Consider the following 16546-nt stretch of genomic DNA (forward strand, 5'->3'; position numbering starts at 1 on the left):
TATTTGTTGAGGGCGGGTAGTATACAAAAGAAAGCCCAGTGGATATACCACTGGGCTTTAGGGATTTACAACAAAATGTGATGACGCCCTGCATCTACTGAGGCGAGAGCACCGATAATCAAATCTGCAATCTCAGATTTACTTATCGTTAAGGCCATCTAGGAAGCGTTCAGCATCCAGTGCAGCCATACAACCTGTACCAGCAGAAGTGATCGCTTGGCGGTAGTTGTGGTCCATAACATCACCCGCAGCGAATACGCCTGGGATGCTTGTTTGTGTCGCGTTACCTTCAAGACCTGACTGAACGATGATGTAGTCATCTTTCATATCTACTTGGCCTTTGAAGATTTCAGTGTTCGGCTGGTGACCAATAGCGATGAACGCGCCCATTACGTCGATATCTTCTGTCTTATCAGACTGAGTATCTTTAATACGAACGCCAGTCACGCCCATGTCGTCGCCTAGAACTTCGTCTAGCGTGCGGTCAGTGTGAAGAACAATGTTGCCGTTCTCTACTTTGTCCATTAAACGCTTCACTAGAATCTTTTCAGCGCGGAACGTGTCACGACGGTGAATCAGGTGAACTTCAGACGCGATGTTAGATAGGTAAAGTGCTTCTTCAACAGCCGTGTTACCACCACCCACAACTGCAACTTTCTGGTTGCGGTAGAAGAAACCATCACACGTTGCACAAGCAGAAACGCCGCGGCCTTTGAATGCTTCTTCAGACTCTAAACCTAGGTACTTAGCCGATGCGCCTGTTGAGATGATCAATGCATCACACGTGTACTCGCCAGAATCGCCTTTAAGACGGAAAGGGCGGTTAGAAAGGTCGACTTCGTTAATGTGGTCGAACAGGATCTCTGTTTCAAAGCGCTCTGCGTGCTCTTTCATGCGATCCATTAGAGCTGGACCCGTTAAACCTTCAGCATCACCCGGCCAGTTTTCCACTTCTGTTGTGGTTGTAAGCTGACCACCTTGCTGCATACCCGTAACAAGTACTGGGTTTAGGTTTGCACGAGCAGCGTAAACTGCAGCTGTATAGCCAGCAGGGCCAGAACCAAGAATCAATAAATTACAGTGCTTTACGTCGCTCATGAGGACTCCGAAATTGAAATTGTTTTTATTTATAATCGCTTAGGATTGTATGGAAAATATGGAGGCAATAAAAGGTTAAACAAGGGCTGAAGTGTAATTAATCGTTATACGTTAGAACATAACCGAACTAAATGATGATCTTGTAATCCTGTGTCTTAGATCAATAGCGATAAGTCAAGGAAAGTGCTCTTGCAAACAGCTATGCATATTGCTCACTTTTAGGGCCTTCTTGATCATGGTGTTTCTATAGCAGTATTTACTTTTTTGCGTATACATTGATGAGTAGAAAAACAAGAGAACCTGAATCCTATGTTTTATTTTAAAAAGTTTGCGTTAAAAGACGCTGCAAGAATTCATCAAAATTAGCGTGCAGATAAGCGACCACAAGACGCACTTTTAGTATGAACGGCATGATTACAAACAGGTGTAATGTTGGTTAATACTTGAACTGTTGAGTGTTTCTCAGTTGTTATTTTTTTGTATGTGTTATTATTGATATTTATATATTGCGCGGAATCATTTGAACTCTATGCAGATTCTAATCCTTTTTATCAATGTGTTTATTGTGTGCCTGAATTCGGTTTTTGCTTCTCCGCTGCAGGTCAGCGGGGAACAATCTGTGTTAGCTAATGAAGCTGTAAGATGGTATGAAATGCCTTTGTTATCTGATCCAGTCGATTTTCCCATATTAAAAAAACACATTGAATCCTCTCCAAGGATTGAAACGATATTTGGTGGTGAAGGGGCGTTTGGGTTGAGAGTTGATTTGGCCAACTCCGATATCAAGTCGTCACAACAAATAGTTACACTCCGTGCAAACTATTTGGATCAAGGTTGGGGGTACTGGCAATCAACAAATGGTCAAGTAAGGCGAATACTTGATTTTGGCCAATTAAGTAACAAGAGTATCTTGCATCTGCATAGGCAAAGCTTCCCGTTAATATTGAATGCGGAGGAATCTGGAACACTTTGGCTCTACTTGGAAGCAAAGAAATTTCCAAAGGCAGTTAACTTCACTCTTCAACCTGAATATCCATTTTATATTCACGTTTTCCGCAACAATACGCTCACATTAGCTTCTATTACTGTCATGCTAACGTTGGGAGTTTTCGCTCTTTTTTGTTACTTTCAAACTAAACATCCAGTCACACTGGCTTGTGCTGGTTATGTTGGGCTACATGGCCTGGGATGGTTCGCCGCTTCAGGCGCTTGGGGGTACTTATTATCAAGCCAAAGCTGGAACCCAGTTTATTTTGGAATGGTATTGTTTCCGTTTGCGGTTGCTTTTTCTTGCTATTACACAAGATTATTGTTTGGATTTCCGCAGCATTTTATTCGTATTAATCTTACCTTTCAGGCCTTTAGTTGGCTGTGTGTCATTATCGGGTTTATTAATGTCTTTGCCCCGTTTTCGTTGACTTTTGTTATGTCCCATTTAATTGCGGCAATCTGGGTGCCGACAATGATAGTGACTGGCGTATTGATGGTTTATCAACGAAACTTTGTCGCTAAATATTATTTGATCGGTGGTCTTTGTTATGGCACGGCTTTGGTATATTACATTTTTGCGCATTTTGCACCATTGCCGACTCAGAGATCGACAGAAGTCATCGTTGTTGTTGCATTAGCAATAGATTGTACCTGCATTTTATTGTCACTGATTGAATGGTTGCGGATTCAACAACATCAACATCAGAAAACCTATATCCAGTCGAGGGTGGATAGTTTAACGGGGCTTGGAAACCGGCTGGATTTTAATGATGCGAGTAAACAATTAGTACATCATTCCTATTGTATCGTCTTCATCGATTGTGATGGCCTTAAATCGATTAATGATACTTATGGTCATGATGAAGGGGATCGCTTTTTAGAATACACCAGCCGCATGATGCGAGAAAAATTTACAGACCTTGGAATGGTTTATCGAGCTGGTGGCGACGAATTTATCTGGTTGTTGAAAGTGGATAAAGAGAAACAAGTTGAGGCTCTCTATTCTCAGATTGAGCTTAGAGTGACTCAGGTGGAAGAGCAAATTCGCAGTGCTGATTGGCCTCAGTCTGGCCTCAGTTTTGGAAGCGCATCTAGTTTTGAATGTGTCAATTTTTCTGAGTGTTTGAGCTTAGCTGACCAGCGAATGTACCAGCAGAAGCGCTCGAAGAACGGTTTTAAAAATCAGTCCAGTGAAATTGAGTGTTAGCTAAATTCCCTATTTTCTAAGTGAATCGTTTTAAGTCTAGTTAACTTATTTTCGTTTTGACTTTTGGTGTAAATGTCACCAAAGGTGGCTCTTTTAGCAACCAACCTTTCAAGCTTGCTTACCCTCTCATCTGTTTTGTGTAGAACATTCCCAATCTTTATAGTCGCCTATTTTTAACGAATTCTAAGTTAGGACATAAAGGCAGACCATCATATTCCAAATAAACGCATCATTTATAATTGTAGGTTTTATTAGAAAGCACTCTATTTGAGGGCGGTCGAGTTCCCCCCGAACTCGACCTGTTCCAGACGCGCAAGCAAAGGCGTTTGGTTTCTGGCTTAGTCATAAATTAACCAATTTCAGTTTGTTGTGTAAATAATCAATAGCTTGGCAACTGATAGGTAGGTCGTATTTTGCTGTGCAAAAGCATAGAAATGAATGATGGCGAGAGTGATGCCTGAGCTCATGCAAGGAGGCTGGCGTATTGAAGCAAAAGGGCTGACACAATATGGAACATGGTTTGCCAGTTAATAATATCGTTAAATTTAAATTTTCAGGGATTTATAACTGGCTAGTGGAGTGTGCTAGTTTTAAGAGTTGGTCATCTTTTATTCTGGTGTTATACACTGCTTTTGATTTTCAAGTTGGATTTAGTGTCTGAATTATTAAATCTGACGGGATAAATGATTGTTTAATGTTGATTTGACAAGATCTTCAAGTATCCTTTATGTAAATAAAACGTTAAATATCGAAAGTAAATTAACAATCATTAAGGAGTCGATGATGTTACATGCTCACGAAAATACCCTACATATTACCCACCTCAGTAACCACGCGGTTGAGGAGTTGTCACCTTCATTCTCTAAGTTACCAAGCACAGAGCATGCGGATGGCCAGTTTCGATTAAGAAGATACTCGGTGGTTCAATTCAGTAATGGACAAGTCGTAGAGCTAGACAAACATAACTTTGTTCAGTCTGAAGACATTAATCACTTTCAAGGTGACGTTGTTCGCCAATTCGAACCAATTGAAGCACCAATCTTAAGCAGCGAAGGCATGCAAGAGATGTGTGAGTTGTTCATTGAAACCAATGGGCTTGAAGACGGGCAAGAAATCGAAATCCACCAAATCCGCATCGCTGCCATTTTTGAAGAGACACAGGTTGCGCCAGAAGGTGTTCACCAAGATGGCTTCGACCACATCGCTTTAATTGGTGTTAACCGTCATAACATTGTGGGTGGCGAGATCATGCTGTATCAAGACTCACATGAAGCGCCATTCTTTAGAAAAGTGTTAGGCGATGGCGAGGTTGCGATGCTGGCAGACAGTAAGCTTTGGCACAATGCACAACCGATTCGTACCATAGACCACGGCGAGATGGGCTACATGGATGTGTTTGTATTAACGGCTAAGGATGCGCGCAATGTCCTTCACTCTTAATGATGTGCGCCAACAGTTTAGCGCGTTAGGCCAATATCATAACGGCAAGCCTGTGACCTTTTTTGATGGTCCGGGTGGGTCTCAGGTGCCTGAGAATGTTTTAGCTTCAATGACGGAATACCTTGGGCATTTCAATTCAAACCTAGGTGGGCACTATTTTTCTAGCCAGAAGACCACAGGTTTAATGCAGCAAGCGAGAGAAGCGGCACAAGCGCTACTCAATGCTGAGTCTTCTGGCAACGTTGTGTTCGGTGCGAACATGACCTCGCTGACCTTCCAACTTAGCCGAGCGATCAGCCGCGATTGGAAAGAGGGCGATGAAGTTATCGTCACGGCGTTAGACCATTACTCAAATGTATCGAGCTGGCAGCAAGCGGCAGACGACAAAGGCGCGATTGTTCGCCAAGTTCGTGTAGACGAGTCGGATTGCAGTTTGGATATGGCGCATTTTGAATCGCTGCTTAACGAGAAAACCAAGCTTGTCGCGGTGACGTTTGCTTCGAACACGACGGGCTCCATTGTTGATATGGCGAAAGTGATCGAACTAGCACATCAACATGGTGCGCAGGTTTATGTCGATGCCGTTCATTACGCGCCGCATCATTTGATTGATGTTCAGCAACTGAATTGTGATTTCTTAGCGTGTTCAGCGTATAAGTTCTTCGGCCCGCATGTGGGCATTGCTTATGTTGCGCCTCAATGGCTACACACGTTAAAGCCTTACAAGGTTGAGCCTGCAACCAATATCGGCCCAGGCCGTTTTGAGACAGGCACACAAAGCTTCGAAGGCCTTGCCGGTGTGATTGCTGCGGTGGATTACTTGGCGCAGTTTGGTGAGCCAACTGATTCATTACGTTCTCGTTTAGAGCAAAGCTACGCACTTTATAATAAGCATGAAAGCCAACTCAGTGAGTATTTCCTTAAACGCTTGGCCGACCTTGAAGGGGCAACGCTTTACGGGAAAACCGAGTTTGATTCGAATTTAAGAACGCCAACGTTTGCGATTACCTTTGAAAACCATTCTCCAGAGTTCATCGCCAAGAAGTTGGGTGAACATAATATCTGTGTTTGGAACGGACACTTCTACGCATTAGGGTTGGTGAAGCAGTTGGGTATTGAAGAGCAGGGCGTGGTGCGTATTGGTTGTATGCATTACAACTCGATTGAAGAGATCGACTTGCTGTTCAATGTGCTTGAAGGGATCTTGCGAAGTCACTAGCAAGAAGTAACTAACACCTAGATGGTTACAGAATTAGAAAAGAGCATGCTTCTCTCAATAATATTGAGGTGGAAGTATGCTCTTTTTGTTTGACTGAGCTTGTTTGTTCAACGGCAGTTATTCTATTAAGCCATTGATTTAACTAAGCGATTAATTTAACTAAGAAAGTTGTTTAACCAGAGCAGCACCTACAGCGTGTGCGCTGGTTGGGTTCTGGCCTGTAATCACTCGCTCATCAACAATCACAAGTTCTTGCCAAGGTTGAACCTTGTTGAAACGCGCAGCGCTACGAGCAAGAGACTCTTCCAGTAGGAATGGAATGTCGTTGATGGTGTCAAAGTCGATCTCTTCTTCGCGAGTAAAGCCAGTCACCGATTTAGAGCTTAGTAATTTTTCACCGTTGCTCAGAACAATCGGAAGCAGCGCCGCAGGGCCGTGACATACTGACGCAATCACACCACCATCTTCGTAATGCTTAGCCGCAATAGCAGCGAATTGCTCGTTGGTTGCTAGGTCTGAAAGCAAACCGAAACCACCTGGGTAGAAGATAGCATCGTAGCTTTCTGCATTAATTTGGTTTACAGGAATCGTATTGTTGATGCGGTTTTGGAAGTCATCATCAGCCAAGATCTCAGCGTTTACTGAATCCCCTTCAATATCGGTTCCGTACAATGGGCCTTTACCACCCTTGATAGAAGCGATGTCGTACTCAAAACCCGCAGCAATGATCTCTTTGAGAGCATGAGTCAGTTCAGGCGCATAAGTACCATTCGCTTGATCTGTATCGCCTAGTGTTGCGTGGTTAGTCACTGGAATTAGTATTTTTTTCATGGTTCGTCCCTTTGAGCTGCTGTTTTTTTATTTAGGTGCTGACGCTTTTCGTTAAGCACTGAAGCTTTTCGTTAGGCGCTAGGTATCGCGTTGTTACTTAGCTATCGCCGTCTTGTTGTTTCTAATACTAGTTCTAAACCAATTAGGTGATAATATGCTAAACAGGCAAAACATTGTTGCTATATAGCAAAGATAAAATACGAGTAGATTAAGTATGGATAGCTTTGAAGGGATTAACGAATTTGTTGCGGTAGCCGAATGTCACGGCTTTTCTGCAGCAGCAAAACAACTGGGTTGCAGTACCAGTCATGTAAGCCGCCAAGTCTCAAGGCTAGAAGAGAGAGTGGGTGTGGCACTGCTTGCTCGCTCTACACGAATGGTGAGCCTGACTGAGTCTGGACATACTTATTACCAACAGTGCAAAGACTTGGTGATTGGACTGCAACAGGCCAATGAACAAGTTACGTCTCAACAAACTCAGTTGAGTGGTACTTTACGTGTTAGTGCGGCGGGCGCATTTGCAGAGAACCATGTTGCCGCGGCGCTGATGGAGTTTGCCAAAGATCATCCTGAGCTCACCATAGAAATGAATTTCAATACCAAGATGGTTAACTTCATCGAAGATGGCATCGATTTCGCGATTCGTTATGGTCGATTGGACGATTCAGGATTGGTGGCAAGAAAGCTCGTCGATCGCCCGATGGCGGCAGCAGCCAGTAAAGACTACATAGAACAATTTGGTACGCCCACTCATCCAGAGCAGTTAAAAATGCACAGCTGCATTATCGCCAACAGTGATCAGTGGCTATTTGAGAAAGAGGGCAAACCGTTAAATGCAGTGCGAGTACATGGACGCTGGCGCAGTAACAATTCGAGCGCAGTACTGAAAGCATGTGAAGAGGGGCTTGGCATCGTTTATCTTCCTAAAAGCAGTTTCAATGGCAGTCTTAGCAATGGAAAACTCGTCCCTGTGTTAGAAGAGTATTGGGGAGCGGGCACAAGCAGTTGGATTGTTTATCAGAACCGTCGTTTTCTTCCACAGAGAGCACGGTTAGCTATCGACTTCTTAGTCTCATATTTCTCTGATTGGAATGAATAGTTCGTAGGTTTAAAGAATAGTGCGCAGGTTTAAAAGAATAGCGAACAGGATTTGAAGTGGTTGGGAGCGGATTCTTTCATCAGTTCAAGGCCAAAAGTAGAAAAAGATAATGGTTACATTGGTATAGGTTATCTATTTCTGTTTTTTGACGCGAATAATGGGATTGAGATGCTTGTCTACTTTTACTAACTCGTGTTAGCAATTGAATTGTAGAGAAGCTCGCAACAGTACGATATACTAGATACCATATTAGTGTCCCTAACGCGTGATAGATTCTGTGGAAGCGTTGGCAGGATGTGTTGTTATGCTCCAGTTTATGAAGTGTAGCTAGAGTGCGGAGTTGGCAATGTCTTCAATAAATTTCGAATCCACGTACGGTGTAATAACTATTCAAGATATGAATGTAGTGAGTGTTGACGCTAACTATGCTCGCATCTATGGATACCAATCGCCCGAAGAACTACTTTCTAATATCGATAGCTTTCTAGATTTAATCTCAGAAGATTACCATGTTTTAGCTTATCAAAATTACCTTGAAACGGTCAGTGGTCAACGCGACCCTCAGGTTCACACCTATACCAATATTGATCGTAATGGCAGAGAGTTCACTGTGTTTTCTATCGACCATGTGACGGAGTGGCAGGGAAGACCTGCACTGCAAGTCACGGTGATCGATCTTTCCCCTGCGATTCAGCTGCAAAATGCGGTGCTTGAGCAAGATAAGATGTATCACGACATGATCATGCAATCTGGGCAGGGCATCTTGGTTCACCGAGATTTCAAGCCGCTGATGGTTAATCAATCTTGGGTCAACATGCAAGGCGCGGCTTCCATCGAGCAAGTATTAGAGCTGGACTCTATCCTTGAACTGGTACCAAAACAGAATGCCGATGGCATCAGCAAGCACTATCACGCGATCGTATCAGGGGAGTTGTCAGGTACTAGTACCGTGGTTGAAAACATTGGCTTTGACGGCGTTCATCGGTTCTTCAATATTTACGACAATGCGATTACTTGGAAAGGTCAGCCAGCCGTTCAGGTTGTGCTCGAAGATGTGACTCAAAAGGTGATGCTGGAAAAGCAGTTGGTACACCAAGCGAACTTCGATGAAATGACCGACTTACTTAACCGCAGAGCGATTTATGAGTGGTTGAGAGAGCACATGTCCTCTAAAAACTACCTTGTTTGTATGCTGCTAGATATCGATGATTTTAAGTCGATTAATGACACTTACGGTCATATGGTCGGTGATGAGGTCATTTGTGCTTTGGCTAATATTACCAAGCGCAGTGCCGAGAAAGCCGGCGGAGTCGCAGGCCGTTGGGGTGGCGAAGAGTTCATTATATTTATCCCAAACACGTCTCTTGAAACAGCACACGAAGTGTCAGAAGAGATTCGCCAACAGTTCAATCAAGTTGAATTCAGAATCGATGAACAGTTACGATTTAATTCGAGTGTCAGTATCGGAATCAGTGATAGCCAAGCCTGTGAAGACGGTGTCACGATTGATGCACTCGTGAATTTAACCGATCAATCTCTCTATCGCGCGAAAGCCAACGGCAAGAATTGTGTAGACGGAGATGTGGTTGCGCTCTAACGCCTAAAATCGTCATCGAAAGCGAATAGGATCGACAACGAAAAATGCCCTCAAGTCATCACTTGAGGGCATTTTATTTTTTGGCTATTCACTAAGCGCTTCTAACTATAAGAAACGTTTAAGTTCTACAAGTTATGCAGACACTTCCACTTCGTAAGAGCCAAATTTACGGATGTTAATCACGCCCGTATCTAAGATTAGGTATTGGCCTTTAATACCTTGCAGCACACCAGATACTTCAGGGTTCTTGTCAAAGTTGTGCGACACAATATTCACTGGGTGCTGTTCAACTGGGTAGCTCAATGAAGTGATGTTTTCGCTCAGAATCTCGATAGCATCATCACCAAACTTCGCTCTGATCTCTTGGATTTTATCCTCAACCAACGGCAACAGTTCTTTGGCTTTTTCTACCAATTCCATATCGTCGCCGTCGCCTTTAAGCAGCGTGCGCCAGTTGGTTTTGTCAGCAATGTGCTTTGCTAACTCAACTTCGATCAGGCCAGAAATCTGACGTGTTTTTACCTTCAAGATAGGCAAACCTTGAGTCGCGCCTTGGTCAATCCAACGGGTAGGGATTTGAGTGTGACGAGTGATACCTACTTTTAGGCTTGATGTGTTCGATAGGTAAACGAAGTGATCAACCATGCAGTTCTCTTCACCCCATTGAGGCTCGCGACACGTGCCTTCATCGTAGTGACAAGTCTCTGGCTTCATGATGCACATGTCGCAGCTTGCTAGCTTTTTCATGCACACAAAACAGTGGCCTTGAGAGTAGCTCTTCTTAGTTTTCTTACCACATGAGCAGCAAAAAATATTGCCGGTGTGAGTGAGGTTGATGGTTTTACCAATCAGAGGGTTTAGCTCTACAAACTCTTCGCCTACAGGCAAACGGTAGGTAACCGCGCCATCAAGGGAAGCACTCATCTTTTTGAGTGTTCCTTTTGCTAATAAAGACATGACATTACTCGTTGTATTTTGATTATTATTTCGTCGACTCGATTGCGCTGTGAGCAGGCAGTACGGTTAACGATGATTATGCGATGAGTATAACAAATAGAGCCTGTTTTTATACGCAATATTACTTGATTCTCGCCGTGAATAATCAACAGCAAATACATGCATTAAAATATAGTATGACATTTTGTTCGGGCGTGATATAACGTTTTTTAGTGATTTATTGGTATTAAGATCACTAATTTATCTAACTTGTTTTTTATCGTGAAATCCCAACTATAGGGATATTAAGCAGGAAGCTTAGACGTGAAGTGGATCCATAAGATTGTTATCTTTCTAGTTATCGCAACGCTTGCCATTGTGCAGTATTACCGTGTGAGCGGAAATCGTGTGATAACGGCAATTACCCCTGATAAATATGAATTTATCGCGACCAGTGATCAAGTTGATAGGGGAGTCAGTACGTCCCAGTTATCCTATGAAAATGGACAGTACACTCTCGATTGTGAACTTAAAGAATCTGAGTATCCGTGGCCTTACTGTGGGCTGTCGATTCGTATCAACCCTGACATCACCTCGGGCCTTGACCTTTCTCAGTACCACACCTTTAGAGTGAACATTGATTACCATGCGGAGGCTGACTCTAGTGGCCGTTTGAGAACCTATCTACGTAACTACAACCCTGCCTATTCAGTTCCTGATGACGAGTACACGCACAAGTACAATGGGATGGAGTTTTCTCCAGGAATCGATGGTGGTGTGATTGAAATCCCGATCAAAAATCTGCAAGTGATGACATGGTGGCTGGCTGACAACGACATTGCGTTAGAGCATTCGGCCCCTGAATTTTCGAATGTGAATATGGTTGAGTTTGCTACTGCGTCTGGAGCGAAACTCGGTCACCACAGAATCGTCATCCGCAGTATTGAGTTCGAAGGTTCGTATATCACCGCAGAAAGCTTGTTCATGATCCTACTGTTTGTGTGGGTGGGGACGGGCACCGTATTCTTGCTGTCAGAGTTAAACCGTTCAAGAAAACGCATGGTGATCGCAGAGAAAAGACATCACCACTTAAAGAACGTCAATCGCGCACTGAGAGAACAGAATTTTGAATTTTCAGAGATGGCCCATCGTGATGAGTTAACCGGAATACTAAACCGCCACGCGATTCGTGATTGGTTGAAAATGCAGTCACAACATGTGAAGCAAGGACATGGCAAGCTGGGTATGTTGTATCTCGATATCGACTACTTCAAGAGTGTAAATGACAAGTACGGACATCAAATGGGTGACCATATTTTACGCGAGTTCAGCATGGTGGTGGGCAGTTCGATCAGCGCTACCGACAAGTTGGTGAGATGGGGTGGTGAAGAGTTCATTGTTTTTTGCCCTGAGACCGAAGCCGGAGAGGCGCAGATAAAAGCTGAACGCATTCGATTATTGGTTAGCCAGCACCTTTGGGTTCATGGCGATCCGCTGACATGCAGTATCGGTGTTGCCGAGATGAAGCAAGAGCGAGTGACAGAGACCATTGCTCGCGCTGATGAAGCTTTATATCAAGCAAAGCATTCAGGTCGAAACCAGGTGATCTTGAGTCACTAATCTGAAAATTGTTTTGATGAGTTTATAAGCCACACGTGCATATGTGACGTGTGGCGTTTTTATGGTTCTTCTCCCAAAAGCCAAAACAAAAAAGGTGGCGCGGGGCCACCAAAAGGGAAAGCGTTTCTTGTTTTTATATGCCCGTTCAGTGCTTGCTTACGCTGAACGGGCATTTTTGTCTTGGTTGAACCGGGGGAAGTTCAACCAGTTTAGGGGAGCATTCCTGTAAGCATGCGCTTATAGAACGTTAGTGTTTACCAGAAGATCCAAGCGAACAGAGTCAGAACTAGGATACAAACTAGGTTCAACACCATACCGATTCGCATCATCTCTTTCTGCTTGATGTGACCCGAGCCAAACACGATTGCGTTTGGTGGTGTTGCAACAGGAAGCATGAAGGCACAAGACGCAGCAACAGCGATCAGTGCAGACAAAATAACTGGCGACATACCAAGTGCTTCAGCGATGGTTGCGAATACTGGCACCAGAAGTGCTGCACTCGCTGTGTTACTCGCAAATTCCGTTAGGAATACCACGAACGCTACCACGGCTAGAATCGTAAGCAGTACGCCAGCTGTTTCTAAAAATCCGCTTAGTGAGTGTGCTAAGAATACGCTGGTTCCTGTCGCTTTTAGAATGTTACTTAAGCAGATACCACCACCGAATAGGATAAGAACACCCCAGTCCGTTGTCTTCTCAACGTCTTTCCATTCCACCGCTCTAGAAGCGCCAAGCAGTACAATTGCGCCAATCGCTACCAAGCTATCAAATTTAGAGAATCCGCCAATCATTGCGTTGATTGGTTTACCGAATATCCAAAGCGTTACGGTTAGAAGGAAGATAGACAGTGTGATTTTCTTGCTGTTTGTCCATTCAACTGGGGCATGGTCTAGCTCGAATTTGTGGTCAAGCTTCGGCTTAGTCATCACGTAAAGAATAATCATCGCGATTGGCAGTAAGATCATTGAGATTGGTAGGCCAAGTGCCATCCACTCTGTGAAGCTCAAGCCAACTTCTGCCGCCGCAATTGCGTTTGGTGGGCTACCAACCAAGGTTGCGATACCACCAATCGATGCACAGTAAGCGATACCCAGTAGTACGAACACGTAGGTGTTGCGGTCTTCACTTTGGTCAACCTTGTTCATGATGCCAAGAACAAGAGGAAGCATCATTGCTGTGGTGGCTGTGTTTGAGATCCACATAGATAGACCCGCACTCACACCGAACAACATGAACACCGCCACCGACATTCTGCCTTTTGCAATCAGCAGAACTTTGTCGGCAATCGCCTTATCGAGCTCTTGCTTGTTGAGCGCAGCAGCAAGGGCAAAACCACCCATGAATAGGAAGATGATTGGGTTCGAGAAGTTCGCTAATGCAGCGGGCGTATTGAACACACCAAACAAGACAGCCAAGAGTGGAACGAGCAGAGCGGTGATGCTGACATGAATAGCTTCGGTTAACCATAGAACCGCAACGAACACGAGAATACTCAAACCAGTATTGACTTGTGATTCGAAAGGAAGGGTGTTGAGCAAGAGTGCGAATAGCGTGAAATTACCAATTAATATCATGCTGTTGCGGGTAAACAACCAGTGTTTCAGTGTAGTAACAAGTGCCGTCATAAGACGCTCCTTTTGTTTATCCTCGTTGTATTGGTGCACGACTTCATTGAGTCGTGCTTATTATTTTCGAGGTATATAGCTTGATGTAGGGTCAGACTTTGTTGGAAGAATGTTACTCAAGTTAATAAAGGAGTGTTGGTGTGTTTTTGCTTAACAATGGGGAAGTGTGAGGCAACAAATTCAAAATGTGTAGTTTTCTACACATCGGTCTCTGCTGGGTCTGCAATCGGGCTTTTTGTAGGGTCTACAACAGGGGTTACAGTGGGGTCGGTGATAGGGTTTGGGATCGGAAATGATTCCGGTTTTGGACTCGGTTGAATCGGCTCTTTAGGTCCAAGGAACTTTGGCGTTGTCCCCATAATATACAGATCAAGGAATGCTTTGGTGCGCGCAAACACTTCACGCAAACGTATTGAGCTTCCCGAGTGATGGGTTGGTCCTGAAACCGCTAAACACTGCGCGTGAATATCGTAAGAATTGGCGATGAATAACGCTCTTTCACAGTGGAATTTTTGAGTGATGATCAGAAAGTTATCGGTATCGAATATCTTTTTGGCGCGAACAATCGAGTCTAAGGTTCTGAAACCCGCGTAATCTAGATTGATGCGTTCCTCGGGGACGCCCGCTTTTAACAAGTCGCGTTTCATCGTCCACGGCTCATTGTAAGAGCGATGAGCGTTATCGCCGCTCAGTAGAAATAGGTCCACTTTTTCACGATCGAACAGCTCAATCGCGGCTTCGATTCGGTGCTTATAATAGTCGTTGAGTGTTCGACCCAAATATTTGCTCGTGCCAAGCACAACGGCGACCTCAAGCTCGGGCACTTCATCTATATCGTAGATGATGCGATCTTCCGCTTGCCATGAAACCCAATAATCGATCGCAATAACCGCAGCGCTGCCTACTAAGAACACGAGGAAAGCGCCAAACAGAAAACCTTGCAGTTTTTTGTAAGCTTTTTTTATGTAGCTACGGATAATGTGAGAATCAAATTTCACTCTCGGTATGGTCCTTTCACTGAGCATTAATTTTTGAGTGCTCGATAATACCAAATAAAAATGAGAAAAATCAGTTAAAAAGACAAGACAGTTTAAAGAAAAAAGCCCCTGCAATTGCAGAGGCTCATATAAGAGTCGTTAACGCTCTTTATTCCAAGCGCAGTACGCTTTATTAGAATGCCGTGCGCTTGTAGCGACGGTAAACTGGCTGCCAGAAGTGCTGGTCAATCGCTTGTTGCAGTGCTTCTTCAGTGATCTCTAGAGCAACGCCCTGTTCAATCGCCTTTTTACCTACCGCAAGAGCAATTTTCTTAGATACCGTGTGGATCTCTTCCAATGGTGGAAGTAGAGCACCTGTGCCATTGATTGCTAGTGGAGAACACGTAGCAAGTGCACGGCTTGATTCCATTAGCATTTCGTCAGTGATGCGTGAAGCATTCACAGCCAATACACCAAGGCCAATACCTGGGAAGATGTAGCTGTTGTTACACTGAGCGATTGGGTAAGTTGTGCCGTTGTGAACGACTGGCTCAAATGGGCTACCTGTCGCAACAAGTGCTTGGCCATCAGTCCAACGAATAATGTCGTTTGGCGTCGCTTCAACACGGCTTGTTGGGTTCGACAGTGGGAACACGATAGGGCGTTCACTGTGTAGGTTCATCTCTTTGATGACTTCTTTGCTGAATAGACCTGGAGCACCAGACACACCAACCAATACGGTTGGTTTCGCGTGGCGAACTACGTCTAGTAGAGAGAAACCAGTGCCATCGCTTTCCCAGTCTTTGGTGTTTTCGTTGGTTTGAACCAGACGCTGTTGGAAATCAAGCAGGTTTTGCATGCCTTCTTGTAGCAGACCCCAACGGTCAACCATGTAAACTTGAGAGCGAGCTTGTGCATCGCTGATACCTTCAGACACCATTTGGGCAATGATAGCTTCAGCAATACCACAACCTGCAGAACCCGCACCTAAGAAGGTGATGCGTTGATCTGAAAGTTTGCTGTTTGCTGCTTTACATGCTGCAAGTAGAGAACCAACCGTTACGGCTGCTGTGCCTTGGATATCATCGTTGAAACAACAGATGCGATCTTTGTAGCGCTCAAGCAGTGGCATTGCGTTCTTTTGTGCGAAATCTTCGAACTGAACTAATGCATCAGGCCAACGGCGTTGAACCGCTTGGATGAACTCTTCAACGAATGCATCGTAGTCAGCACCCGTAATACGAGGATGACGCCAGCCCATGTACATTGGGTCAGCAAGACGTTGAGGGTTGTTAGTACCCACATCGAGCACGATTGGTAGCATGTAAGCTGGGCTGATACCGCCACAAGCTGTATAAAGTGCTAGCTTACCAATTGGAATACCCATACCACCGATGCCTTGGTCTCCCAAACCAAGAATACGCTCACCATCCGTAACCACGATAACTTTAACGTTGTGGTTTGTCGCATTATTCAGTAGGTCATCGATACGATCGCGGTTCGGGTATGAGATAAACAGACCACGGCCACGACGGTAAATATTTGAGAAGTTCTCACATGCTGCGCCAACTGTTGGCGTATAAATGATAGGCATCATTTCAGAGATGTGGTTTTGAACTAAACGATAAAAAAGCGTTTCATTAGTGTCTTGGATGTTACGAAGGTAGATATGCTTATCCATATCACTTTCGAAGTTACAATATTGTTTGTATGCACGTCCTACTTGCTCTTGGATTGTTTCGGTTGTTTCCGGTAACAAACCTTCAAGGTTGAAAGAACTGCGCTCTTCAGCAGAGAATGCGCTGCCTTTGTTTAGAAGAGGTGTACTTAGTAGAGCAGGACCAGCATAAGGGATATATAGAGGGCGTTTATCGTTGTTCATTGGATGCCTAATATGGGAGAAAGGG

At 44.3% G+C, this 16546-nt stretch carries 12 protein-coding genes; 6 read left to right on the forward strand and 6 right to left on the reverse strand.

The window, feature by feature from the left end; all coding sequences use genetic code 11:
- Positions 1–138: 138 nt before the first annotated feature.
- Positions 139–1098, reverse strand: coding sequence for a thioredoxin-disulfide reductase (gene trxB / locus AB6D93_RS08145; RefSeq protein ID WP_008223323.1), 960 nt, complete (start codon positions 1096–1098; stop codon positions 139–141).
- 529 nt (positions 1099–1627) lie between these two features.
- On the opposite strand from trxB, the gene AB6D93_RS08150 reads away from it, so the two are divergent.
- The 3 genes from AB6D93_RS08150 (at position 1628) to AB6D93_RS08160 (ending at position 5954) form a co-directional block, all read left to right on the forward strand.
- Positions 1628–3295, forward strand: a complete 1668-nt coding sequence (locus tag AB6D93_RS08150; protein WP_102332090.1) for a diguanylate cyclase — start codon at positions 1628–1630, stop codon at positions 3293–3295.
- A 783-nt stretch (positions 3296–4078) separates the two neighbouring features.
- Complete coding sequence (locus tag AB6D93_RS08155) at positions 4079–4735, forward strand: 2OG-Fe dioxygenase family protein (protein ID WP_102332091.1); 657 nt, start codon at positions 4079–4081, stop codon at positions 4733–4735.
- Complete coding sequence (locus AB6D93_RS08160; protein WP_102332092.1) at positions 4719–5954, forward strand: cysteine desulfurase-like protein; 1236 nt, start codon at positions 4719–4721, stop codon at positions 5952–5954. Before AB6D93_RS08155 ends, AB6D93_RS08160 begins: the two co-directional genes overlap by 17 nt.
- Positions 5955–6113: 159 nt before the next feature.
- Here the strand turns inward: AB6D93_RS08160 and AB6D93_RS08165 are convergent, their stop codons facing one another.
- Entirely contained in the window at positions 6114–6785 is a 672-nt protein-coding gene (locus tag AB6D93_RS08165) for a type 1 glutamine amidotransferase domain-containing protein (RefSeq protein WP_102332093.1), read from the reverse strand.
- Between the two features lie 214 nt (positions 6786–6999).
- Here AB6D93_RS08165 and AB6D93_RS08170 point away from each other — a divergent pair, with 214 nt between their 5' ends.
- Together AB6D93_RS08170 and AB6D93_RS08175 are read left to right on the forward strand one after the other, a co-directional pair.
- Positions 7000–7884: a LysR family transcriptional regulator gene (locus AB6D93_RS08170; RefSeq protein ID WP_102332094.1), complete on the forward strand. Its 885-nt coding sequence runs from the start codon at positions 7000–7002 to the stop codon at positions 7882–7884.
- Positions 7885–8230: 346 nt separating this feature from the next.
- A complete protein-coding gene (locus AB6D93_RS08175; protein ID WP_102332095.1) occupies positions 8231–9481 on the forward strand; it encodes a sensor domain-containing diguanylate cyclase in 1251 nt (416 codons plus the stop codon).
- Between the two features lie 132 nt (positions 9482–9613).
- Here the strand turns inward: AB6D93_RS08175 and AB6D93_RS08180 are convergent, their stop codons facing one another.
- On the reverse strand, positions 9614–10438 hold the full coding sequence (locus AB6D93_RS08180; RefSeq protein WP_102332096.1) for a DUF2797 domain-containing protein: 825 nt from the start codon (positions 10436–10438) through the stop codon (positions 9614–9616).
- Between the two features lie 303 nt (positions 10439–10741).
- On the opposite strand from AB6D93_RS08180, the gene AB6D93_RS08185 reads away from it, so the two are divergent.
- On the forward strand, positions 10742–12037 hold the full coding sequence (locus tag AB6D93_RS08185; RefSeq protein WP_065585186.1) for a GGDEF domain-containing protein: 1296 nt from the start codon (positions 10742–10744) through the stop codon (positions 12035–12037).
- A 254-nt stretch (positions 12038–12291) separates the two neighbouring features.
- On the opposite strand, the gene AB6D93_RS08190 is transcribed toward AB6D93_RS08185, so the two are convergent.
- From AB6D93_RS08190 to AB6D93_RS08200, 3 genes are all read right to left on the reverse strand, one after another.
- A complete protein-coding gene (locus tag AB6D93_RS08190; protein ID WP_017059762.1) occupies positions 12292–13662 on the reverse strand; it encodes a DASS family sodium-coupled anion symporter in 1371 nt (456 codons plus the stop codon).
- Positions 13663–13859: 197 nt separating this feature from the next.
- Positions 13860–14660 carry a vancomycin high temperature exclusion protein gene (locus AB6D93_RS08195; protein WP_102332097.1) on the reverse strand — a complete coding sequence of 267 codons (801 nt, stop codon included), beginning with the start codon at positions 14658–14660 and terminating at the stop codon, positions 13860–13862.
- 172 nt (positions 14661–14832) lie between these two features.
- On the reverse strand, positions 14833–16521 hold the full coding sequence (locus AB6D93_RS08200; protein WP_017059764.1) for an NAD-dependent malic enzyme: 1689 nt from the start codon (positions 16519–16521) through the stop codon (positions 14833–14835).
- Positions 16522–16546 lie beyond the last annotated feature (25 nt).

It is taken from the genome of Vibrio sp. 10N.247.310.23, assembly GCF_041467155.1.
Lineage (GTDB): Bacteria > Pseudomonadota > Gammaproteobacteria > Enterobacterales > Vibrionaceae > Vibrio > Vibrio crassostreae_C.